The 21,850-nt window shown below is 38.6% G+C and carries 17 protein-coding genes, 1 other RNA gene, 1 pseudogene and 1 other annotated feature; of the genes and pseudogenes, 3 read left to right on the top strand and 16 right to left on the bottom strand.

Annotated elements, in window-relative coordinates:
- Positions 1 to 13 precede the first annotated feature (13 nt).
- The 5 genes from RGB74_RS06480 to RGB74_RS06460 all read right to left on the bottom strand — a co-directional run bounded on the left by RGB74_RS06480 (position 14) and on the right by RGB74_RS06460 (position 4,358).
- Positions 14 to 679, bottom strand: coding sequence for a tetratricopeptide repeat protein (locus tag RGB74_RS06480; RefSeq protein ID WP_396136053.1), 666 nt, complete (start codon positions 677 to 679; stop codon positions 14 to 16).
- 292 nt (positions 680 to 971) lie between these two features.
- A complete protein-coding gene (mnmA, locus tag RGB74_RS06475) occupies positions 972 to 2,099 on the bottom strand; it encodes a tRNA 2-thiouridine(34) synthase MnmA (RefSeq protein ID WP_310762169.1) in 1,128 nt (375 codons plus the stop codon).
- A gap of 41 nt (positions 2,100 to 2,140) precedes the next feature.
- Complete coding sequence (locus RGB74_RS06470) at positions 2,141 to 3,280, bottom strand: cysteine desulfurase family protein (protein WP_310762168.1); 1,140 nt, start codon at positions 3,278 to 3,280, stop codon at positions 2,141 to 2,143.
- 15 nt (positions 3,281 to 3,295) lie between these two features.
- Positions 3,296 to 3,715 (bottom strand): cysteine metabolism transcriptional regulator CymR, encoded by a 420-nt coding sequence (gene cymR, locus RGB74_RS06465; RefSeq protein WP_310762167.1) that lies wholly within the window; start codon positions 3,713 to 3,715, stop codon positions 3,296 to 3,298.
- Complete coding sequence (locus RGB74_RS06460) at positions 3,648 to 4,358, bottom strand: YczE/YyaS/YitT family protein (protein ID WP_310762166.1); 711 nt, start codon at positions 4,356 to 4,358, stop codon at positions 3,648 to 3,650. Before RGB74_RS06460 ends, cymR begins: the two co-directional genes overlap by 68 nt.
- A 146-nt stretch (positions 4,359 to 4,504) precedes the next feature.
- On the opposite strand from RGB74_RS06460, the gene RGB74_RS06455 reads away from it, so the two are divergent.
- Complete coding sequence (locus RGB74_RS06455) at positions 4,505 to 5,839, top strand: AAA family ATPase (RefSeq protein WP_310762809.1); 1,335 nt, start codon at positions 4,505 to 4,507, stop codon at positions 5,837 to 5,839.
- Between the two features lie 127 nt (positions 5,840 to 5,966).
- Positions 5,967 to 6,770, top strand: a complete 804-nt coding sequence (locus RGB74_RS06450) for an RsfA family transcriptional regulator (protein ID WP_310762165.1) — start codon at positions 5,967 to 5,969, stop codon at positions 6,768 to 6,770.
- Between the two features lie 216 nt (positions 6,771 to 6,986).
- On the opposite strand, the gene RGB74_RS06445 is transcribed toward RGB74_RS06450, so the two are convergent.
- The 11 genes and pseudogenes from RGB74_RS06445 to RGB74_RS06395 form a co-directional block, all read right to left on the bottom strand.
- Positions 6,987 to 7,754 carry a tRNA threonylcarbamoyladenosine dehydratase gene (locus RGB74_RS06445; protein WP_310762164.1) on the bottom strand — a complete coding sequence of 256 codons (768 nt, stop codon included), beginning with the start codon at positions 7,752 to 7,754 and terminating at the stop codon, positions 6,987 to 6,989.
- A gap of 121 nt (positions 7,755 to 7,875) precedes the next feature.
- Positions 7,876 to 8,055, bottom strand: a non-coding RNA gene (gene ssrS, locus RGB74_RS06440) — 6S RNA.
- Positions 8,056 to 8,147: 92 nt separating this feature from the next.
- Positions 8,148 to 9,926: an aspartate--tRNA ligase gene (gene aspS / locus RGB74_RS06435; RefSeq protein WP_310762163.1), complete on the bottom strand. Its 1,779-nt coding sequence runs from the start codon at positions 9,924 to 9,926 to the stop codon at positions 8,148 to 8,150.
- A gap of 14 nt (positions 9,927 to 9,940) precedes the next feature.
- A complete protein-coding gene (gene hisS / locus RGB74_RS06430) occupies positions 9,941 to 11,209 on the bottom strand; it encodes a histidine--tRNA ligase (RefSeq protein ID WP_310762162.1) in 1,269 nt (422 codons plus the stop codon).
- 60 nt (positions 11,210 to 11,269) lie between these two features.
- Positions 11,270 to 11,499, bottom strand: a binding site (T-box leader).
- 51 nt (positions 11,500 to 11,550) lie between these two features.
- Positions 11,551 to 11,724, bottom strand: coding sequence for a hypothetical protein (locus tag RGB74_RS06425; protein WP_310762161.1), 174 nt, complete (start codon positions 11,722 to 11,724; stop codon positions 11,551 to 11,553).
- 69 nt (positions 11,725 to 11,793) lie between these two features.
- Entirely contained in the window at positions 11,794 to 12,237 is a 444-nt protein-coding gene (dtd, locus tag RGB74_RS06420) for a D-aminoacyl-tRNA deacylase (RefSeq protein WP_310762160.1), read from the bottom strand.
- Between the two features lie 21 nt (positions 12,238 to 12,258).
- The gene (locus RGB74_RS06415) at positions 12,259 to 14,442 is read right to left on the bottom strand and encodes a RelA/SpoT family protein (RefSeq protein ID WP_310762159.1); all 2,184 of its coding nucleotides are present in this window, start codon (positions 14,440 to 14,442) and stop codon (positions 12,259 to 12,261) included.
- A 155-nt stretch (positions 14,443 to 14,597) separates the two neighbouring features.
- Positions 14,598 to 15,110, bottom strand: coding sequence for an adenine phosphoribosyltransferase (locus RGB74_RS06410; protein WP_310762158.1), 513 nt, complete (start codon positions 15,108 to 15,110; stop codon positions 14,598 to 14,600).
- A gap of 19 nt (positions 15,111 to 15,129) precedes the next feature.
- A complete protein-coding gene (recJ, locus tag RGB74_RS06405) occupies positions 15,130 to 17,481 on the bottom strand; it encodes a single-stranded-DNA-specific exonuclease RecJ (RefSeq protein WP_310762157.1) in 2,352 nt (783 codons plus the stop codon).
- A 71-nt stretch (positions 17,482 to 17,552) separates the two neighbouring features.
- Positions 17,553 to 19,770, bottom strand: a pseudogene (gene secDF, locus RGB74_RS06400) (protein translocase subunit SecDF).
- A gap of 152 nt (positions 19,771 to 19,922) precedes the next feature.
- The gene (locus RGB74_RS06395) at positions 19,923 to 20,174 is read right to left on the bottom strand and encodes a post-transcriptional regulator (protein WP_310762156.1); all 252 of its coding nucleotides are present in this window, start codon (positions 20,172 to 20,174) and stop codon (positions 19,923 to 19,925) included.
- Positions 20,175 to 20,278: 104 nt separating this feature from the next.
- On the opposite strand from RGB74_RS06395, the gene spoVB reads away from it, so the two are divergent.
- Complete coding sequence (gene spoVB, locus RGB74_RS06390) at positions 20,279 to 21,829, top strand: stage V sporulation protein B (protein ID WP_310762155.1); 1,551 nt, start codon at positions 20,279 to 20,281, stop codon at positions 21,827 to 21,829.
- Positions 21,830 to 21,850: the final 21 nt, after the last annotated feature.

Here is a 21,850-nt window from a genome sequence, read left to right as displayed (position 1 = left end):
AACGCACCCCCTTTTATTCATTTCTACCTTTATTTTCTATATTTCTCTTCCCGTTCCCTGCTAAATAATGCTCCGGCTGAATCTCAAGAGCCTTTTCAAATGCTTCTAATGCCTCATTGTCTCTGTCAAAATAGCTATATGAAACACCTAGATTGTACCAGGCATCAGCATGTTCTTTATTTAACTCTGTCACTTTTTTAAATGTAATTAACGCTTCTTTTATATTGCCAATTCTGCCTTGACACAGTCCGAATTGAAAAAGCGCTTCATCATCTTTTTCATTTAGTTCAATCGTCCGCAGCAAGTATGGAAATGCTAGTCTGTTTTCTCCAAGTGAAACAAGTGACATACCCGCCATAAAATACGAATCAGCATCTCCTAAGCCGCCTTTAATTGCTTCCTGAAACAATTTTGCAGCTTTTGAAAATTGCTCGAGATGATAACATGCAATACCTGCGCCATATAATGCTGCTGCAGCATTTTCGTCTAGAGAAAGTGCTTTATCAAAAAAGAGAATCGCTTTCTCATGTTCATGTACGGCAGAAAGTAAATTACCGAAATTAATATAATGAACCGGATTTTGAGGATCTGCTTCTATCATAGCTTCAAGATTTTTAGCAGCTTCTTCAAATTTTCCTTTTTTTAAATATTCAAGACCCTTTGATGGCTCCATCTTCATTCCCCCATCCATATATCCAATCAAAGTATATCAAACCCCACTTAAAACCGCATAACGTTTTCTATGGTATGCGTGTTTTAAGTATGGCGCGCTTTTTTTTCTATATGACGCGCTTTTTTTCTATATAGCGTGCTTTTTTTCTATATGGCGGGCTTTTTTTCTATATAGCGCGTATTCAGCGACTATAAATGTCGCTGAACACTCTTAGACCGACTATTTACATCGTGTGAAAACAAAAAACTGGCTTATCCAGTAACTTTCATCTGAAAAAGCCAGCTTTTCAATTCTATTTTTACAGATATGTGATCGCATTGTCCTCTTTATATACGGTATCGATTGTTGCACCGCCTAAACAAACATCACCATCATAAAACACAACAGCTTGACCTGGTGTAATTGCTCTTTGCGGCTCATCAAATACAACGTGCAGAGTTTGATCTTCCATGACGTGTACTGTAACCCCCATGTCTGGCTGACGATAACGGAACTTCGCTGTACATGTAAATGTAGTTGCCGGAGTTTTATCAGAAACCCAGCTTATTTTTACAGCCTTTAAACTTTCTGAATACAATTTTTCATGATGAAAGCCTTGTTCAACGTATAATACATTGTCCTTTAAGTTCTTTCCAACAACGAACCAAGGATCTCCGCTTCCGCCAATACCTAAACCGTGACGCTGACCGATCGTATAATACATCAAACCATCATGTTTTCCTTTAACTTCACCTTGAAGAGTATGCATTTCGCCCGGTTTTGCAGGTAAATACTGACTTAGGAACGTTTTAAAGTCTTTTTCACCAATGAAACAAATACCAGTGGAATCCTTTTTCTTGGCTGTAGCAAGTCCCGCTTTTTCAGCAATTTTACGGATTTCAGGTTTTTTTAACTCTCCGATTGGGAACAAAACTCTTTTTAATTGTTCTTGTGAAAGCTGGTTCAGAAAATAAGTTTGATCCTTATTTTCATCGACACCACGGAGCATTTTAACTTCTCCATCTATTTCAGCCACTCTTGCATAATGACCTGTTGCCACATAATCTGCACCTAGATTCATGGCATGCTCCAAGAAGGCTTTAAACTTGATTTCCTTATTGCACATGACATCGGGATTAGGTGTTCTTCCCGCTTTATATTCGTCCAAAAAGTACGTAAATACTTTATCCCAGTATTCTTTTTCAAAATTCACTGCGTAATAGGGAATGCCAATTTGGTTGCAGACCGCAATGACATCATTGTAATCTTCTGTTGCTGTACATACTCCGTTTTCATCGGTATCATCCCAGTTCTTCATAAAGATTCCGATTACGTCATACCCTTGCTCTTTTAATAAAAGTGCGGCAACGGAAGAGTCAACACCGCCACTCATTCCGATTACTACTCGTGTATCTTGAGGTGCCTTTTTGTTTAATTCTGTTTGCATAGCAATTCACCTCATTTCTTTCATATGAAAAACATTTTAACTTATTTTGTTAAACGTTTCACTATTTTTGCTGTCTCTGTTGCAGCATACTCGATATCTTCTAGAGTATTGCCTAAGCCAAAACTGTATCTAACGGATGATTTTGTACGTTCATCTGTCCCGAACATAGCAGTAAGGACATGTGAAGGTTCAACTGACCCAGCTGTACATGCAGATCCGCTGGAAGCAGCTATTCCAGCTAAATCTAAGTTTACGAGCATTACTTCTGTACTGACACCTTTAAAACTCACATTCAAAATATGAGGCAAAAAGAAATCAGAACTGCCGTTTTGAATGTATGAGATCTCATGTTCATCCCAGATTTGTTTCATCTTGTTTCGATAGTTTGCATATTGATCATAGCGTTCTTTTCGTTCAGATTGAGCGATTGTAACAGCTTTGTTCAATGCCGCAATTCCAGGAACATTTTCTGTTCCTGCCCTGCGTTTCCGCTCTTGCTCTCCTCCAAACCCTTGAGGAAGAAAAGGGACGCCCTCTCTTACATATAGAAAGCCTGTCCCTTTAGGACTATTGATTTTATGGCCCGATGCACTAAGCAAATCTATTTTTAAATCGTCTACATGAATCGGAATCAATCCGAAAGCTTGAACGGCATCAGTGTGAAAGCAAATATCTTTTTCATGTAAAAGGTTTCCGATTGTCTGAATATCCTGAAGAGTTCCTGTTTCATTATTTCCGTACATGATTGAAACGAAAATCGTATCTTCTCTTATTTCTCTTTCCAACTGTTCAATTGAGATTCGGCCGTTCTCATCAACAGGTAGGTAAGTTACGTCAAACCCTCTTTTCTCGAGCTCGTGAAAAGTATGAAGAACAGCATGATGCTCAACCTTAGTTGTAATCACATGCTTCCCTTTCTCTTTTAAAGCAGAGACTGCACCTAATATCGCCATGTTATCACTCTCGGTTCCGCCGCTCGTGAAAGTTATCTCATTGCGGGAAGCACCAATTGAAGAAGCCACTGTTTGCCGTGCATCGTCTAGCACCTTTCTTGCACGTCTTCCATATTGATGGATACTTGAAGGATTACCAAAATGCTCCGTTAAATATGGAATCATCTCTTGCATAACTTCTGGATGTACCGGTGATGTTGCTGCATGATCCAAATAAACGTTCTTCATTAATCAAATTCCTTCCTAAATATAAAACATGTAGGCATCCTGAGCGCCTTCATCTTCATAATTTGCTAAATCCTCTAGAGTCGTTGAGTCTAGTACATCTTTTACAGCATCTCTAATTTTTATCCAAAGATTACGTTTTGCTGGCTCTTCATCATCCATTACTTCCACAGGAGAAATCGGTCCTTCCAAAACACGAATAATATCTCCTGCTGTAATCGTTCCTGCTTCTTTAGCCAGCATATAACCGCCGTAAGCACCTCTGATACTTTTTACTAATCCGGCATTTCGCAATGGAGCGATGAGCTGTTCTAAGTAATGTTCAGATAAGCTATGTTCTTTTGCAATCAATTTTAGGGCAATGGGACCTTCACCTGATTTCTTTGCTAATGCCATCATGATGGTTAATCCGTATCGGCCTTTTGTTGATATTTTCATATTGTTCACTCCGTTCTAAAACAATCTTGACTAGTTTTTGGCAATAAGGAAGTGTTCGACCCACAATACCGCCGATCGTTAAACAAAAAAGAATCGTCCCAAATGAAATTGGCCCTTGTAATACCCAACCAAAAAATAAAACAAACAGCTCCATGTACAAACGGATCCTCGATACTTTCATTCCTGATTTTTCGGTTAAAGCCAACATCAGACTATCCCTCGGTCCAGCCCCGCAATTCGATGCAATATAAAGGCCAATCCCAAACCCGAGAATTAATATACCAATTAATAGATACACCCATTTCACAAAGAGTGTTGCAGGATTATGAAAAAAGGGAAGCCATAAATAAAAATCTATAAACAGACCCATAAACACCATATTTAAAAAAGCGCCCGGTAAAGGAAACTTTTTCGTCAATAAAGATGTTGCTAAAATAATGATAAAACCCATAATGATCGACCAAGTTCCGATCGTCAGTCCAAACTGTGCAAAAAGACCGATATGAAGAACATCCCAAGGTGCACTTCCCAGCTCTGCCTTGATCATTAAAGCAATTCCGAAGGCCATGATAAAAAGGCCTACAAAAAACACAGACCATTGAAACATAAATTTGTTCAATTGAAATGGTGCATGGTCTTTCATTGTGCAAAACCCTTCCCCTATGAAGTTGTCATTCCATTTTAAGTCTACAGATTATTATAGCATGAAATAGTTTCAACTTGCATGAACGACTATTGTATAGTATTGTCATATGACGATTAGAACAGGTGTACGGAAGGATGAAAAAAATGGACTTATTTTCCTTTAAAGAAGGCAGTACGGATTCGTTAAAAAGACCGCTTGCCAATCGAATGAGACCACGTAAAATACAAGAGTTTATCGGACAGGAACACATAGCAGGAGAAGGAAAGCTTCTTAGGAGAGCAATCGAAGCTGATCAGCTGACACCGATGATTTTCTTCGGTCCTCCAGGGACAGGAAAAACAACATTAGCCAGAATCATCGCAAACTCAACTTCAGCATGGTTTGAACAATTAAATGCCGTCACTTCAGGTGTTGCAGATTTAAAAACTGTAATGGCAGCAGCTAAAGAACGGCTTTTATTAGAAGATAAAAAAACAGTTTTATTTATTGATGAAATCCATCGCTTTAATAAAAACCAGCAAGATGCCTTATTGCCCTATGTTGAAGACGGTACCGTCATTTTAATAGGTGCTACAACAGAAAGCCCAATGTTTGAAATCAATCCTGCCCTTTTATCGAGATCCAGATTATTCCGGTTCGAGCCATTAACAGACCAGCATGTTAAACAAGTGATCGAGCAGGCTTTAATGGATTCAGAAAGAGGATACGGCAAACACCCTATTCAAATGGAAGAGGATGCACTTGCACACCTTGTTTCCATTTCCAACGGTGATGCACGGACCGCACTGAATGCTGTGGAACTTGCCGTGTTAACCACTAAGCCGGATAAGAACGGTAATATAGTAATTACACTGGAAATTGCCGAAGAATCCATTCAGCAGCGTGTCCTGCAATATGATAAAAAGGGCGATAACCATTACGATACAGTATCTGCTTTTATAAAAAGCATAAGAGGATCTGACCCAGATGCCGCTTTATACTGGCTTGCTAAAATGATTTACGCCGGAGAAGAACCGCGTTTTATTGCAAGGCGCTTAATGGTCCATGCTGCTGAAGACATTGGTCTAGCTGATCCGAATGCACTATTGGTAGCACACGCAGCAAGTTATGCGGCTGATTTTATCGGAATGCCTGAAGCACGGATTCCTCTAGCGGAGGCCACTGTATATTTAGCTACTGCTCCAAAAAGCAATAAAGTGATCATGGGAATTGATAAAGCGTTGGACACTGTCAAAAAAGAAAAAACAGGACTCGTACCCATTCATTTGCGTGATACTCATTATAAAGGTGCTAAAGAATTAAAACATGGAGAGGACTACAAATACCCTCACAACTTTGAGGATGGGTATATCCCTCAAGAATACTTGCCAAAGCATTTACAAGGTAAATCATTTTATGAACCGACTGAGCGAGGCTACGAAAAAAATATTAAACGAAGACTCGATTATTTTAATGAAAGAAAGAAAAAAGGCGAGTAAATCTATGAGACTTTTAACTTCATTCTTAAACTAGCAAAATTTGTACTCTCCGTGTATAGGATTCTCTTTTTTTGGTAATCATGAAAATAATAAATGAAAATTTTCAGTACCTTAAGGAGAGATTAAATTGTCAAAAATCAGACAGGACGCATGGTCAGAAGAAGATGATCTGTTGTTGGCCGAAACAGTTCTGCGCCATGTCCGTGAAGGAAGTACACAACTGCATGCTTTCGAAGAAGTTGGAGATAAATTAGAACGGACTAGTGCTGCTGTGGGGTTCCGCTGGAATGCCATTGTTAGAAAAAAATACGAACAAGCTTTGAAGATTGCCAAAAAGCAAAGAAAAGAACGTCAGCGTGCGTTGGCTAAAAACCAGCAGCAACAGCCGCAACAGACAAAACCTGCATTTACTCAACCTGTTTCAAAGCCTGCTGCCGCACCGCAGATTCATGACGATGAAACCTATCATCCTGAGGAATTCTTTAAAACTTCTTACACATATGATAGACAAGAAACGAGAGCGGCAAATACCTTTGAAAATCAACCTGCCATACCTGAAGCTGCACCTCCAGCTCCGGTAAATTCGGTATACCAACAGACTCAAGCTAGTAAACAAGAAGACTTAACCATTGATGAAGTGATAGACTTCCTTAACAGTTTAAAAAGAAACGGAATGTCGAGCGGCAAACTAGTTCAGGAAAATATGGAGCTGCGCTTACAGATGAACGAGCTGCTGCAGCAAAACAAAGTAATGAAAGAACAGCTTTCTGTATTAGAAAAAGAGCATCAGACCGTTCAAGAAGATTACCAAGCCCTTATCCAGATCATGGACCGCGCAAGAAAAATGGTATTATTCCAAGATGATGCAAATAACCCAAATCAAAGTTTTCGTATGGATAAAAACGGAAATTTAGAGAAGCTGGCCAAATAATAGAAAGACCGAGAAGATGATATTATCTTTTCGGTCTTCTTTACGATTAGACTTGATTAAGGAAATCTTTTAAAATGATTCTTCCCTTTTCCACATTTAATTTGCATACTGTAATTCTCCTTAATCCGAACAAAACTAGCGAATACAAGTAAAAAGCTGGATCAATAGTGTGATTCACACTTTGGATCCAGCTTCATTTTCAAACATTTAATTTTATTAGCGGATTCTTTCAATCTTAATATTGTGCGTTTCAATAATTTTATTAATCACATATCCGGCCATGTAAAGACCTGAAACCGATGGAACAAAAGCATTTGATGATGGAGGTAATTTTGCTTTTCGAATGCCCGGTGCATTTTCAGGAACAATTTCTTTACGAATCTCTTCCCGAATTTGAATTGGTTTTTCATCAGAGAAAACAACGGGTATGCCTTTAGTAATCCCTTCTTTTCTTAGTCGCTGACGAATCACTTTTGCGATCGGGTCATAGCTTGTTTTTGAGATATCTGCAATCTGAAGTTTCGTTGGATCCAGTTTATTGGCTACACCCATACTAGAGATGATTGGAATTTTACGATTGAGACATTCTTTCATTAAATGAATTTTGTAAGAAATCGTATCAGATGCATCAACTACGAAATCTAATCCATATTCAAAGATCTGCTCGTACGTTTCTTCTGTGTAGAACATTTTTAAAGCGATTACCTCACACTCTGGATTAATGAGTGCTATTCTTTCTTTCATTAAGTCTACTTTTGGCTGTCCGACTGTTGTTGTTAGAGCATGGATCTGACGATTTACGTTTGTAATATCCACATCGTCTTTATCTATAAGAATTAATCGTCCAACACCAGAGCGGGCAAGAGCTTCTGCAGAAAAAGAACCTACTCCGCCAATGCCTAAGATTGCCACTGTCGTATTTGTTAGAACGTTTATACCATCTTTACCGATTGCTAGTTCATTTCTTGAAAATTGATAAAGCATAAAATGGTGATCTCCCTTCAAAGTGCTGCTTGAATAAAGAAAATGTATCTTTAACAGCATAGCCACTTTTCAAAAGAAAATCAATATGCTTACTAGGTTTTAACTTATTAACACACAAAAAATGAGCCCCAAAGATGCCGTCTCCCCTTAGTTTTGAACCTGCTCTCGCAGGTGGGTGCCTTGTTCCCCATTTTATCCGTCCCCTATCTTTCAGGGCGTGGACGCTGTGGGAAAACACAAGCTCCCGATAAAAAAATGTTGGCTCAAAACTTTGGTTTATAAACGGTCAACATAGGACTCATCGTTTAAATAAATAGTATCATACGAAAATCTGAAATACAAGACAAAATGTGTCTTTGTAAAAAAACAATTCATATTTTTCTAAATTTTATATTAATTTGTTTCTTGTTTCACTTTTACAGCCAAGTGTAGCTCATCTAGCTGTTTTTCGTTTACTGGAGAAGGCGCATTTGTTAGCAAACAAGATGCTGAAGCTGTTTTAGGGAAAGCGATTGTGTCTCTTAAGTTCGTTCTTCCGGCTAATAGCATAACTAGACGGTCCAGCCCTAAAGCAATTCCCCCGTGAGGTGGTGTGCCATATTCAAATGCATCTAACAGGAATCCGAATTCTACGCGTGCGCCTTTTTCACTAAAGCCTAGTACTTTAAACATTTTCTCTTGGACATCACGCTGATAAATACGCTGCGAACCTCCACCTAGTTCATAACCGTTGAGAACTAAGTCATAGGCTTGAGCTCTCACTTCACTTGGATTCGAATCCATTAAATGAAGGTCCTCCGTTTTCGGCATAGTAAACGGATGATGTAATGCTACGTAACGGCCAGCTTCTTCATCATGTTCGACTAACGGAAAATCAACTACCCATAAGAAGTTAAATTTCTTTTGGTCAATTAATTCAAGATCTTTTCCTAATTTTTGTCGAAGTGCACCAAGGCTGTCGGCTACTACAGAAGGCTTATCAGCCACAAATAATAATAAATCTCCTTCTTCTGCATGCAATGTGCTGATTAGTGCTGCAGATTCTTCTTCGTTAAAGAATTTGGATATTGGTCCTTTTAAACCTTCTGCTTCAAGCTTCATCCAAGCTAGCCCTTTTGCTCCATAAACAGCAGTAAATTCCGTGAGATTATCAATATCTTTTCTTGAGTAATTTGCCGCTTGGCCTTTTACATTGATCGCTTTTACTTCACCACCATTTGAAACTGCAGCAGCAAATACTTTAAAACCGGATTCCTTAACTAAATCGGATACATTAATCAATTCTAGACCAAAGCGTGTATCAGGCTTATCTGAACCATACCGATCCATCGCTTCTTTATATGTCATTCTCGGAAACGGCTTAGGAACTTCAACACCCTTCACTTTTTGAAGGAGTCCAGTCATCATTGTTTCCATCATGGAAAGAAGTGCTTCCTGACTCATGAAAGATGTCTCAATATCGACTTGTGTAAATTCAGGCTGACGGTCTGCTCTTAAATCTTCATCACGGAAGCATCGGACGATTTGATAGTATTTCTCAAAACCGGAAACCATTAATAGCTGTTTAAACAACTGCGGTGATTGCGGAAGAGCATAAAACTCACCCGGGTGAACACGGCTAGGCACTAAATAGTCACGTGCTCCTTCTGGAGTGCTCTTTGTGAGCATTGGCGTTTCCATTTCCATAAACTCATCATTTTCTAAGAAGTTACGAATATATCGCGTTACATCATGACGCATCTTTAGTGTTTGCTGCATAATCGGGCGGCGCAAATCCAAATAACGATATTTCAAACGTGTATCTTCATTAATTTCATTGTCTTCACTGATGGAAAAAGGTGGTGTTTTGGCACTGTTCACAATCTCCAGATTTTCACCAGAAATCTCAATTTTCCCTGTTTCCATTGCTGTATTAACTGTACTTGCATCTCTCTCGATAACAGTTCCAGTTACAGTCAGGACATATTCACTTCTTACTTTTTCAGCTGTTTCAAGGGCTGAAGATGATGCTTCAGGAGAAAAAACAACCTGCACGATTCCAGAGCGATCTCTTAGATCAATAAAAATTAATCCGCCTAAATCACGTCGCTTTTGTACCCAGCCGGTTAATGTAACTTTTTCACCAATAAGTTCTTCTGTAATTTTTCCGCATTGATGTGTGCGATATACCATAAGATGTTTCCTCCTTATAATCCTTGCTTAATGAATGTGCTTAAGTTCTCTATGGATACTTCTTTTTGTTCGCCGGATTCCATATTTTTAACATTTATAATTCCGTTGTTCAGCTCTTCTTCACCTAAAATAGCTACAAATTTTGATTTAAGGCGATCGGCAGTCTTAAATTGCGCTTTCATCTTTTTATCTAAATAATCCTTATCACTTCGGATACCTTCTCTGCGAAGCTGATTCAAAATCGCAACCGATTTAAGCTTTGCTTCCTCACCTAATGTAATTAAATAGCAATCTAGATTATCTTCTGTTTCTAATGAAATACCTTCTGCTTCAAGGGCTAGTAGCAGACGTTCAAGACTCATTGCAAATCCGATACTCGGTGTAGATGGTCCGCCAAGATCCTCTACCAGGCCATTATATCTTCCGCCTCCGCTTAATGTAGTGATAGCTCCAAACCCGTCTGCCTCACTCATAATTTCGAACGCTGTATGGTTATAGTAATCCAATCCTCTTACTAGAGTAGGATCGATTACGTATTCAATACCCATTTCACTTAGTGAAGATTTCACCTGTTCGAAGTAAGCTTTTGATTCTTCGTTTAAGTGTTCTAAAATGGATGGAGCGCTTTTCATTAGTTCGTGATCACGGTCTTTTTTACAATCCAGAATCCGCAGCGGATTCTTATTTAATCGATTTTGACAATCTGTGCAGAATTCTTCAATTCTTGGTTCAAAGTGTGCAATTAATGCTTCCTTGTGCGTCTTTCTGCTTGCTGAGTCGCCGAGTGTATTCAAAACGAGTCGAAGCTTCTTTAAACCAAGCTCTTGATAGACCGTCATGGCCAGCCCCATTACTTCTGCATCAATCGTCGGATCAGCAGAACCCATTGCTTCAACACCAAATTGAACAAATTGGCGATAACGGCCTGCCTGTGGTCTTTCGTATCGGAACATTTGACCGATGTAATAAAGTTTAACGGGCTGCTGAGGAAGCCCGAACATTTTGTTTTCAACGTAAGAACGAGCGACAGATGCTGTGCCTTCAGGACGAAGTGTTAAGCTTCTGTCTCCTCGGTCGGTAAAAGTATACATTTCCTTTTGAACGATATCAGTTGAATCCCCTACGCCTCTTTGAAACAAGTCAGTATGTTCAAACATAGGTGTCCGGATTTCTTTATAATTAAATCGTGCACAAACCTCTTTTGCTTTCTCTTCAATAATCTGCCATTTTTCAACTTCTCCTGGGAGAATGTCTTTCGTTCCCCTTGGAATATTTATATTCATACTTTTCATCCTCCCTTTAAAAAATAAAAAAACTCCCATCCCTCATGAAATATATATTTCATAAGGGACGGGAGTTCCCGCGGTGCCACCCTGCTTCGAAGCCTAAAAAAGCTTCCTCGTTTAGCAAGTAACGCTTGCCCACGTATAACTCTACTGAGAATTATTCACCGTTCGAATTAAAAACCTATGAAGTGTCTTTCGTTTTATCATCAGGCAGAAATGCTTCCAGCCATGGCATTTCCTCTCTAACCCTGTGGGGTAAAACTACTTTTCTTCGTCATCGGTTATGTAATTATAATATTTTAATTGTAGATTATCATACTTTTGTTATAGCTAAAATGTCAATAGTTTTCACGTTTTATTTTTTTCTTTAAATGTTTCACCTGAAAAAGATCCAGTCCGAACTCTTCAGCCAATTCCATATGATTTGCTGATTTCTCTAAAGAGAGAAAGTCATGAAAGCTTAAGTTTTTCCAGTGGGAAATACCGTCAATTCCTTTACGATTCTGTCTCATAATAAAAATCCTCCGCCTTTTTGGTTAGTCTATCCATTAAGACGAAGGTTTCATTCATTTGGAAGAACTTTAAACTTTAGAGTCTAAAATTAATGTGACGGGACCATCATTTGTAAATGTAACATCCATCATTGCTCCGAAAACACCTGTTTGCACATTAACACCTAAAGATTTTAGTTTATCGTTGAAATAATCGTATATTTTTTTTGCTTGTTTAGGTTTAGCTGCTTGCATAAAATTAGGTCTTCTGCCCTTTCTTGTATCACCATAAAGTGTGAATTGAGAAATGGACAAAATACTGCCTTCTGTATCTTTTAACGATAAATTCATTTTTTGTTCATCGTCTTCAAAAATACGAAGATTAATAATTTTCTCAGCTAAATAATCAGCATCTTGTTCAGTATCATCATGTGTGACCCCGACTAGCAGAACCATACCTTTTTCAATTACGCCTGTAATTTCAGTCTCTACTGTAACAGTCGCTTTTTTCGATCGCTGCAAGACTACTTTCATTTGTAAATCACTTCCTAAAACTTATTGCATAAGACGACGAACCGCATATATATCAGGAATCCGTTTAATCCGCTCTACAACTTTTTGCAAATGACTGACGTTATGAATGGAAATGGACATGCTGATCGTTGCCATTTTGTTTTTGTCTGATTTTCCGCTTACGGCTGTAATGTTTGTTTTCGTTTCTGCAACAGCATGCAGTACTTCATTAAGAAGACCTCGTCTGTCAAAGCCGTTGATTTCAATATCCACGTTGTAATTTTTAGGCTGTTCTAGATTACCTTCCCATTCAACAGGCAGCAAGCGTACTTGAGCATCCTCATTGTGTACATTTACACAATCTTCCCGGTGTACAGAAACACCGCGGCCTTTAGTAATATATCCGACAATGTCATCCCCAGGTACAGGATTACAGCACTTTGATAATCGGATCAGCATGTTATCAATGCCTTTTACGACAATCCCCGAATCCGTTCTTCTTTTAGCAGCCGGCTGTCCTGATGATTCTTTTATTGCATCCAGCAATTCAGAGTTATCCGGGTCTTGCTCTTTTTTCCGGCGGACTTTATCGGTTAAACGAGTAGCAATTTGAGCTGCTGTTATCCCGTTATATCCAACCGCAGCATACATATCTTCTTCATTTGAAAAATTATATTTCTGTGCGACATATTGAAGATTTTCATTCGTGAAAATTTCTTTTAATTCATAACCGCGATTTTTGATTTCTTTTTCAACGAGCTCTTTACCTTTAGCAACGTTCTCTTCTCTTCTTTCTCGTTTAAACCATTGTCTGATCTTATTCTTAGCATGAGAACTTTGTGTAATCTTCAGCCAATCCTGACTCGGACCATAAGAGTGTTTACTCGTAAGAATCTCTATAATGTCGCCTGTTTTAAGGCGATAATCAAGTGTAACCATCTTCCCATTTACTTTAGCACCGATACAGCGGTTTCCGATTTCGGTATGAATTCGGTAAGCAAAATCAATAGGAACTGATCCGGAAGGGAGCTCATACACATCTCCTTTTGGAGTAAAAACAAAGACCATATCTGAGAACAGATCTACTTTTAATGACTCCATGAATTCTTCTGCATCAGTAAGATCATTTTGCCATTCTAAAATCTCACGGAACCATGTAAGTTTATTTTCAAATGTACTGACTGGAGCCTTTGCCGCTCCCTCTTTATATGCCCAGTGGGCTGCGATCCCGTATTCAGCAACACGATGCATATCAGAAGTACGTATTTGAACTTCTAACGGATCTCCTTTTGGTCCAATAACTGTTGTATGAAGTGACTGATACATATTCGCTTTCGGCATAGCAATATAATCTTTAAATCGTCCCGGCATAGGCTTATAGCATGTATGAATAATACCTAAAGCCGCATAGCAATCCTTAATGTTCTGAACGATAATTCTAACTGCGAGCAAATCATAGATCTCGTTGAATTGCTTGCCTTGCTTTGCCATTTTTCGATATATACTGTAAATATGTTTCGGTCTGCCTGAAATATCTACTGTAATTTGAACTTCTTTTAGTTTGTTTTTCATTTCGTCCATTACTTGCTGGACATATTCTTCCCGTTCTGCACGTTTTTGCTGCATCAAATTAACAATCCGATAATATTGCTGCGGATTTAGGTATCTCAAAGAAACATCTTCTAACTCCCACTTTATCGTCGAAATTCCGAGACGATGGGCAAGCGGAGCAAAAATCTCCAATGTTTCGTTTGCTTTTTGAATCTGCTTTTCTTTTGGCATATGTTTTAGCGTACGCATGTTGTGAAGACGGTCTGCAAGCTTAATCAGGATACAGCGAATATCCTGTGCCATCGCAACAAACATTTTACGATGATTTTCAGCCTGCTGCTCTTCTTTTGATTTGAATTTAATCTTTTTAAGCTTCGTTACTCCATCTACCAGCATGGCAACTTCTTCGTTAAACTGGGTAGAGATGTCTTTAAGAGTAATCGATGTGTCTTCAACAACATCATGAAGAAATCCTGCAGCTATTGTTACAGGATCCATTTGAAGGTTCACCAAAATAGCCGCCACCTCAACTGGGTGGTGGATATATGGCTCTCCGGATTTACGGAACTGCCCCTCATGCGCATTTTTAGCATATTCATAAGCCTTTGTTATAAAAGCGATATCTTCTTTAGAAAGATAGCTTTCCGCTTTTTGCAACACTTGCTCAATCGTCATGGAATCACCTTACGTTGTCAAAAGTATATTGCTTCTATTATCGTTAAATTCACAGCTTATGTAAAGCAAAAAACGAAATTTGTCGAATGATTTGGCTAGTTTTATGGCTTGATATAAAAAAGAGCCCTGTTCAGAGCTCTTTTTTTTGTTCTTTTTTAGTATTGGGTTAACGTGAAAATATCATAACCCGATAATTTTTTTCGTCCGTCTAAGTATGTCAGTTCGATCATGAACGCAATACCAGCTATTACACCGCCAAGTTCTTCTACGAGTTTAATTGTCGCTTCGATCGTCCCGCCAGTTGCGAGCAAGTCGTCTGTAATTAGAACTCTTTGACCAGGTTTAATTGCATCTTTGTGCATAGTTAAAACATCTTTACCATATTCAAGACCATAATCTACTCGGATTACTTCGCGTGGAAGTTTCCCTTCTTTACGCACAGGAACAAACCCTAGTCCTAAAGAATAAGCAACAGGACATCCTACTATAAACCCTCGAGCTTCAGGTCCAACAATGACATCGACTTGTTTTTCTTTTGCATATACAGCAATTTCGTCCATTGCTTTTTTGTATACAGCTCCATCAGACATTAGAGATGTAATATCTTTAAAACGAATACCTTCAATCGGAAAGTTTTCTACTACTGAAATATACGGCTTATAATCCATGAATCTTTGCCTCCTGAAATTACAAACTCGCTTTTTGCCGAGTTTGCTGTGTAAACCAGCTTTTTAAAGCATGATAGGAAGAATAGACAAGCTGATTTTCGATATCAACCTGTTCAAATTTCTTCTGATAGGTTTCTGAGCTTTCTAAATCCCTTTTGCCGGGTTTACTATTTATTGTAATCACGCCATCGTCTATTGTAACAAATTCGAGCTCAAAAAACACCTGTGACATAAAATCAATCGTGTCTTTTGACCACCCTTTCCATTTAGCCAGTTCATTCCCATCTTTTTTCAAATTAAATGTCTTTCTTTTGGCTAAAAATGCATAAAACCATTTAAAGTGTTCTCTTGTAGGCAATGTTGTAAAAAAGTGATCCGAATTCTGATGAAAAACAGCATATATTCGGTCTGGTTCACCTTTCGTTTCTAGCCATACGCTAAATTCAGAAAGTGAAGATGGCACATCTAAAAAGACAAGAAATTTATTTTCAAAAGCTTGATCCGGCAGCTTATTTATATCATCTGCCGTTAATGTATGCTCTGAAAGAGACTCTAATTCGAGCTCTTTTAAAGTTTGGGTTTGAAACGTGATAAAATTCGTTTTTGAGTAAGGCAGATTTAACAGCCTTTTCCCTGCATCCTTTATTCCCCTGTAATCAAACAGCTGGAATGAAGGAACAGATATGTCTTCAAGTAAAAGCTGAGGCTTTCTGTATCCATTCCATTCATTTAATTGCAGCTGTCCAACAATAGATAATTGAGAATATGGAGTCATTTCATCAATGAGATCTCCCTTTTGGAAGCCGATACAATCAAGAACAGATAACTCACCTCCGCCTACCTGCAGCTTTAGGTGGTTTGATTGGCTGCCAATCCTCTTCATTTCCCTGATTGGAACTTCTTCGATCAAAACCCGTGGTGATGGATTTCCTACGCCAAACGGAGCTATAGTATTTAAAAGATCAACTGTATCTAGCGAGATTTCATCCAGCTTGGCAGTCAAATCAATAGAAGTAACTGGAACGTAATCTTCGGGTTTCAATATCCTTTTTGCTTGTGAAATCAGCCGTTTTCTTAGCTCATCCACATCTTGAAGTGCAAGTGTCATTCCAGCTGCCATTGGATGTCCCCCAAAATGCGGGAGAATGTCTCTGGATTCAGATAAATTCTCAAACATATCAAATCCTTCGATACTGCGGGCAGATCCTTTTGCGGTGCCTTTTTCAGGGTCCAGACATAAGCAAATCGTTGGGCGGTAAAATTTTTCAACTAAGCGAGATGCAACAATTCCAATAACTCCTGGATTCCAGCCTTCTTTTGCGAGAACAAGAACTTCATTTTCTTCAGGCGGAAAAGAATCTTCTACCATGGCAATGGCCTCTTTTGTTATTTCGTTCACAATTGCTTGCCGTTCTTTATTCACAGAATCTACTTCTTCAGCCAACATTGCTGATTGCTCACGGTCGGTTGATGTGAATAATTCAACAACCGGCATTGCTGAACCAAGCCTTCCTGCAGCATTCACACGAGGACCGACAGCGAACCCAACATCTTCTGCTGAAAGGTCCTTATCGGTAAGTCCGGCTACTTTTAATAATTCCTGAAGACCGATTTTATCTGTTTTTGATAAAGCTTCAATGCCGAGCTTAGCTATCAGCCTATTTTCATCAACCAGCGGCACAAGGTCAGCTATCGTCCCTATAGCGGCATAATCGAGGAGATGGACTAATGGTTTTCCATGAAGTGCATGAGCCACTTTAAATGCAACACCTACTCCAGCTAGACCTTTAAAAGGGTAAGTACATCCTGGTTTTTTGGGGTTGATGATGCTATAAGCTTCCGGTAAAATTGGCGGTGCTTCGTGGTGGTCCGTAATAATAAAATCAAGCCCGATTTCTTTAGCGACATTGGCTTCATGTACAGCAGATATTCCTGTATCTACTGTTACGACAAGTGAATACCCATCTTCTTTCGCTTTTCTTAATGCCGGTTCATTCGGTCCATAGCCTTCAGTAAAGCGATTTGGAATATAGTAGTCAAATTGTGCACCTAGCTCTTTCAATGCATAGTACATAACGGTCGTACTGCTGACACCATCTGCATCATAGTCACCAAATATCAGGATCTTTTCATTCGAATCAATCGCCTTATGTATTCGATCTACGCTTTGCTTCATACCATCCAATAAAAATGGGTCATGAAAATCATTTTTATCTATGTTTAAAAACAATTCAGCATCTTCAACTGAGTCAATTCCTCTAACAAGTAAAAGATTCGCAATTAATAGTGGAAGATCGAGTTCCTGCGCAAGATGCTTAGCTTTTTCTTCTGAAGCGTCTTGTACCTTCCACCTCGTTCTGGATTTCAACATAAAATCACCTCTTAACCTATTCATTATACAAAACAGGATAAGAGGTGACAATTCATCACTTATATTAAATATTAAATTTCTGGTTCTGCTTCTGCAGTGCGCGGTTTTTTTGTTTTAAGCTGTCGTGATCTTAACACGAACCAAAGCTGTGAAGCGATGAAAATGGATGAGTACGCTCCAAAAATCAAACCAATCAATAATGCAACTGAGAAATTGTGAATAGAATCTGCTCCAAAAATCAAAAGTGCTACTGCACCTATGACAACTGTTAAAACCGTGTTGATGGAACGGCTTAATGTCTCATGAATACTTCTGTTAACAATTTCAGCTAGTTTTTCTTTGCTCTTTACCTTTTCCAGTCGCATGTTTTCACGAATCCGGTCAAATGTAACAATCGTGTCATTTATCGAATATCCGACAATCGTTAAAACAGCTGCTATAAACGGTAGATCTACTTCAATCTTAAACATGCTGAAAATAGCAATAATCATAAATGCATCATGAAATAAAGCTATAATTGCCGCAATGGACATCGACCATTCAAACCGAAAAGCAACATAGATGATAATACCAACTGAAGCAATCAAGACGGCGATGATTGCATTTTGTGCAAGCTCACGGCCCACAGTCGGTGTAACGGTACTTACACTTGGTGGTTCACCATATTTTTTGTCAAAATGAGAATTTAGTTTTGCAATTTCATCTTTTGAAAGAACACCTTTAAAAGCAATATTGGCTTGTGTATTATTTTTACCAGCCAAAACAACAGATTCGGGATCAAACCCTAATGATTTAAACTCTGATTCTACTTTTTCATTTGTTAGTGGTTCCTTGGCAGTAATGTTTACCCTTGAACCACTTTCAAAATCCACACCGCGTGTTAAGCCAATAGTTAATAAACACACTATACCAATTACCGTTAGAAGGACAGAAATGATAAAGTAAAGGTTTCTGTTTTTTACAAAGTCGTATTTAAAGCTCACGGATGTCACGCTCCTTTACCCCGAACAAACCTGGCTTCTTATCCAATAATCGAGACTGCACCAATAATCCGAGGAACAATCTTGTTCCGAATACCGCTGTTATAAAACTCGCCAATACTGAAATAATTAAAACTAACGCAAATCCTTTAACAGAACTTGTCCCATATGCAAATAATACTGCTGCAGCTAAAATGGTTGTGATATTTGCATCAAAAATAGTTGTAAATGATCTTCGGTTCCCCGCCTTAAAAGCACTTAAAACCGATTTCCCGCTTCTTAGTTCTTCTTTAATCCGTTCATAAGTAATGATGTTGGCATCAACCGCCATACCAACCCCTAAAATGAGGGCGGCTATACCTGGAAGCGTTAAAACTCCATTCATCAAATAGAATATAGCTACAATTAAATAAATATAAATCGTTAATGTTAAAACTGCTATGATCCCTGGTACACGATAGTATAAAAGCATGAATAAGAAGATAATTGCTACGGCTATGTAACCAGCTTTCACGGTTTCACTCAATGCTTTTTCGCCAAATTTTGCTCCAACTGATGTTGAATATACCTCGTCTAGCTTAACGGGTAATGCACCAGCATTAAGAATTTTAGCAAGACTTTGAGCTTCTTCAACTTCAAATGCGCCTTCAATCATAACTTCTTTCTGAGATAAAACACTATTTACAGCAGGAGCTGAAATGTATTTCGGATTCTTTCCTGCCAGTTCCTTTTGGCGCTCTTCTTTGTAAGAATCGCCTTTCTCGTAGTCAAGCCAAATTACTAAGTAGTTCTCCCCTTGAGGCTGCTTCGCCAGAATTTCTTTCGTAACTTTCGCGAACTTATCAGCATCCTTAAGTTTCAAAGAAACAATTGGTTCATTCGTTTGCTGCTTAAAAGATTGCTTTGCACCGTTTCCTTCTAAATCAGATCCATCAAGCAGTACTTTACCGTTAACATCTCGAAATGTTAGTTCGGCTTGAGTTGATAAAAGTTCACGTGCTTTGTTTTGATCAGTTACACCTGCGAGTTGAACACGAATGCGGTTATTGCCTTCAATCGTAATCTCTGGTTCAGATACACCAAGAACGTTAATTCGGTTGTTTAACGCTTCAACTGTACTCTTAAGTGTTTCCTGTGTAATTTTTTGGCCTTTTTTAGCGGGTTTTACATCATAAAGCACTTCAAATCCACCTTGGAGGTCCAATCCAAGCTTCGTTCCTTTAACAATCTTTTCTGTCGTAGCTCCTATTAAAGCGGCGAACATAATGAGCACTACAAAAAAGATAACGATCTTACTTCTTTTTACCACTCAAGAAACCTCCCTCATGCTGTATAAAGAAACAACATAACTATGTATAAAAACAACTGTATCCTTTTTCATTATAGCGATTGTTGTTTTTTTCTGTCAATTTGTCCTTGAAATATTTCTAAAAACGTCAAAATATAAACGAAGTGAATCAATTATTTCTTATCTTCTGTGTAAGCCTTTTTGGTGAGCCATGTCATGAAATCATTTAATGATAAAGACAGGATCATGTCAACTAAACTGTGCAAACGCGGCTCGATTTTCTTTTTTTTCATTTTCGCCAACACACATTCCCATATTTCCTCGTTTGTAACACTCTCATACCCCATAAAGTGAAACTCTTCTTTTTTGCTGTTTACTGCGGGCTGCACTTCCATTTTCCATTCGGTATTCTGTATATTTTCCACTATTTATCTCTCCTCTCTATTCCTAATGAAACAAGCTGTCATGACTGTTCACATATCCTGCATATAGTTAAAATATGAGATTGTCCCAGAAAGGACAGGTAAACATGACAAAACAAACTCTTGTACAAGGTACATTACTTCTTATTTTGGCAGGACTCATCACCAGAATACTCGGCTTTGTAAACCGGATTGTAATGGCCAGGGTAATGGGACAAGAAGGCGTTGGCCTTTATATGATGGCAGTACCTACATTCTTACTTGCCGTTACCTTAACTAGACTTGGTCTCCCCGTTGCAATATCAAAGCTCGTGGCTGAAGCAGATGCTTCCGGTGATCGTTCAAAGGTTAGAAAAATTTTAATCGTTTCCTTGGCGATCACAGGTGTTTTAAGTTTAATTATAACAGCAGCTTTGTTTATTGCAGCCCCTCTTTTATCACAATATTTCTTTACAGATCACAGAACAGTATGGCCGTTATTAGCAATTGCGCCTGTAGTGCCTGTAATTGCTATATCGTCTGTGCTGCGGGGATATTTCCAAGGCCTGCAGAACATGAGGCCATCTGCTTATTCACAAGTCATCGAACAAGTTGTAAGGATTACACTTGTTGCTTTATTAACAGGTTTATTTTTGCCATACGGCGTTGAATTTGCTGCTGCAGGTGCCATGATTTCGGTAATACTTGGTGAACTGGCTTCCCTTTTATATATGTTGTCCATGTTCAAAATGAAGAAGAAAATGCGTATACGCAAAGGGTTTTTCAAACAGCTTAAAGATGGACAAGAAACGCTGAAAGGTTTATTGAATATCGCACTTCCAACAACAGGAAGTCAGTTAATCGGATCAGTTTCCTATTTTTTCGAACCAATTGTTGTAGCACGCAGCCTATATATCGCTGGTGTATCTACAAGTGTTGCAACCGCTCAATATGGAGAACTTGCTGGATATGTAATACCACTATTGTTTCTCCCTACATTTATTACGTATTCGTTGTCAGTTTCATTAGTCCCTGCCATCAGTGAAGCAAATGCACAAAAAAAGTATCATCTGATCGAACATAGACTGAACCAAGCTTTAAAGCTCTCTATGTTATCCGGAGGTATTGCTGCGGTCATTACTTTTGTATTTGCGGTTCCAATAATGGACTTGATGTATGATTCACCTGCTACTGCTTCTTATGTAAAAATTATGACTCCATTCTTCTTCTTTCTATATTTCCAAGGACCTCTACAGGCAGTATTACAAGCCCTTGACTTAGCGAAAGCCGCGATGATTAACAGCCTTATTGGTGCATTAGTAAAATTAGCCGCTATTTTCGCACTTGCTACACGCCCTGAATTTGGAATAATGGGGGCGGCGTTAGCTATCGTTTTTGGTATTGTCGTTGTAACCATGCTTCATTTTGCTACAGTTATAAAAGCCATCAGCTATACAATAGTTGTGAAAGATTTTGTAAAATGCTTACTTTCGATATTGATTACTGGAGCTGGCGCAATGTATTTTTTTCAATTTATGATGCCTCAGTTCACAAGCATTAAAGGTCTTGTGATTTGTGTATCAGCAACATGCGGATTGTATTTATTTACCCTGATCTTCTTTAGACTTTTGAGTAAGGATGATCTTAAACATATTCCTTTAATAAAAAGATGGGTTTAAATAAGCAGCCTGATTTAATTG

This window comes from Bacillus sp. NEB1478, assembly GCF_031582965.1.
Classification (GTDB): Bacteria; Bacillota; Bacilli; order Bacillales; family Fictibacillaceae; genus Fictibacillus.
Note: the sequence above shows the minus strand (reverse complement) of the source record. Positions and strands in the feature narration are given on the sequence as shown.

Bases quoted from the DNA above. Each gene is read 5' to 3' on its own strand.
- RGB74_RS06480 (WP_396136053.1), bottom strand. From the start codon at position 679: ATGAAGATGGAGCCATCAAAGGGTCTTGAATATTTAAAAAAAGGAAAA.
- mnmA (WP_310762169.1), bottom strand. From the start codon at position 2,099: ATGCAAACAGAATTAAACAAAAAGGCACCTCAAGATACACGAGTAGTA.
- RGB74_RS06470 (WP_310762168.1), bottom strand. From the start codon at position 3,280: ATGAAGAACGTTTATTTGGATCATGCAGCAACATCACCGGTACATCCA.
- cymR (WP_310762167.1), bottom strand. From the start codon at position 3,715: ATGAAAATATCAACAAAAGGCCGATACGGATTAACCATCATGATGGCA.
- RGB74_RS06460 (WP_310762166.1), bottom strand. From the start codon at position 4,358: ATGAAAGACCATGCACCATTTCAATTGAACAAATTTATGTTTCAATGG.
- RGB74_RS06455 (WP_310762809.1), top strand. From the start codon at position 4,505: ATGGACTTATTTTCCTTTAAAGAAGGCAGTACGGATTCGTTAAAAAGA.
- RGB74_RS06445 (WP_310762164.1), bottom strand. From the start codon at position 7,754: ATGCTTTATCAATTTTCAAGAAATGAACTAGCAATCGGTAAAGATGGT.
- aspS (WP_310762163.1), bottom strand. From the start codon at position 9,926: ATGGTATATCGCACACATCAATGCGGAAAAATTACAGAAGAACTTATT.
- hisS (WP_310762162.1), bottom strand. From the start codon at position 11,209: ATGAATATAAATATTCCAAGGGGAACGAAAGACATTCTCCCAGGAGAA.
- RGB74_RS06425 (WP_310762161.1), bottom strand. From the start codon at position 11,724: ATGAGACAGAATCGTAAAGGAATTGACGGTATTTCCCACTGGAAAAAC.
- dtd (WP_310762160.1), bottom strand. From the start codon at position 12,237: ATGAAAGTAGTCTTGCAGCGATCGAAAAAAGCGACTGTTACAGTAGAG.
- RGB74_RS06415 (WP_310762159.1), bottom strand. From the start codon at position 14,442: ATGACGATTGAGCAAGTGTTGCAAAAAGCGGAAAGCTATCTTTCTAAA.
- RGB74_RS06410 (WP_310762158.1), bottom strand. From the start codon at position 15,110: ATGGATTATAAGCCGTATATTTCAGTAGTAGAAAACTTTCCGATTGAA.
- recJ (WP_310762157.1), bottom strand. From the start codon at position 17,481: ATGTTGAAATCCAGAACGAGGTGGAAGGTACAAGACGCTTCAGAAGAA.
- spoVB (WP_310762155.1), top strand. From the start codon at position 20,279: ATGACAAAACAAACTCTTGTACAAGGTACATTACTTCTTATTTTGGCA.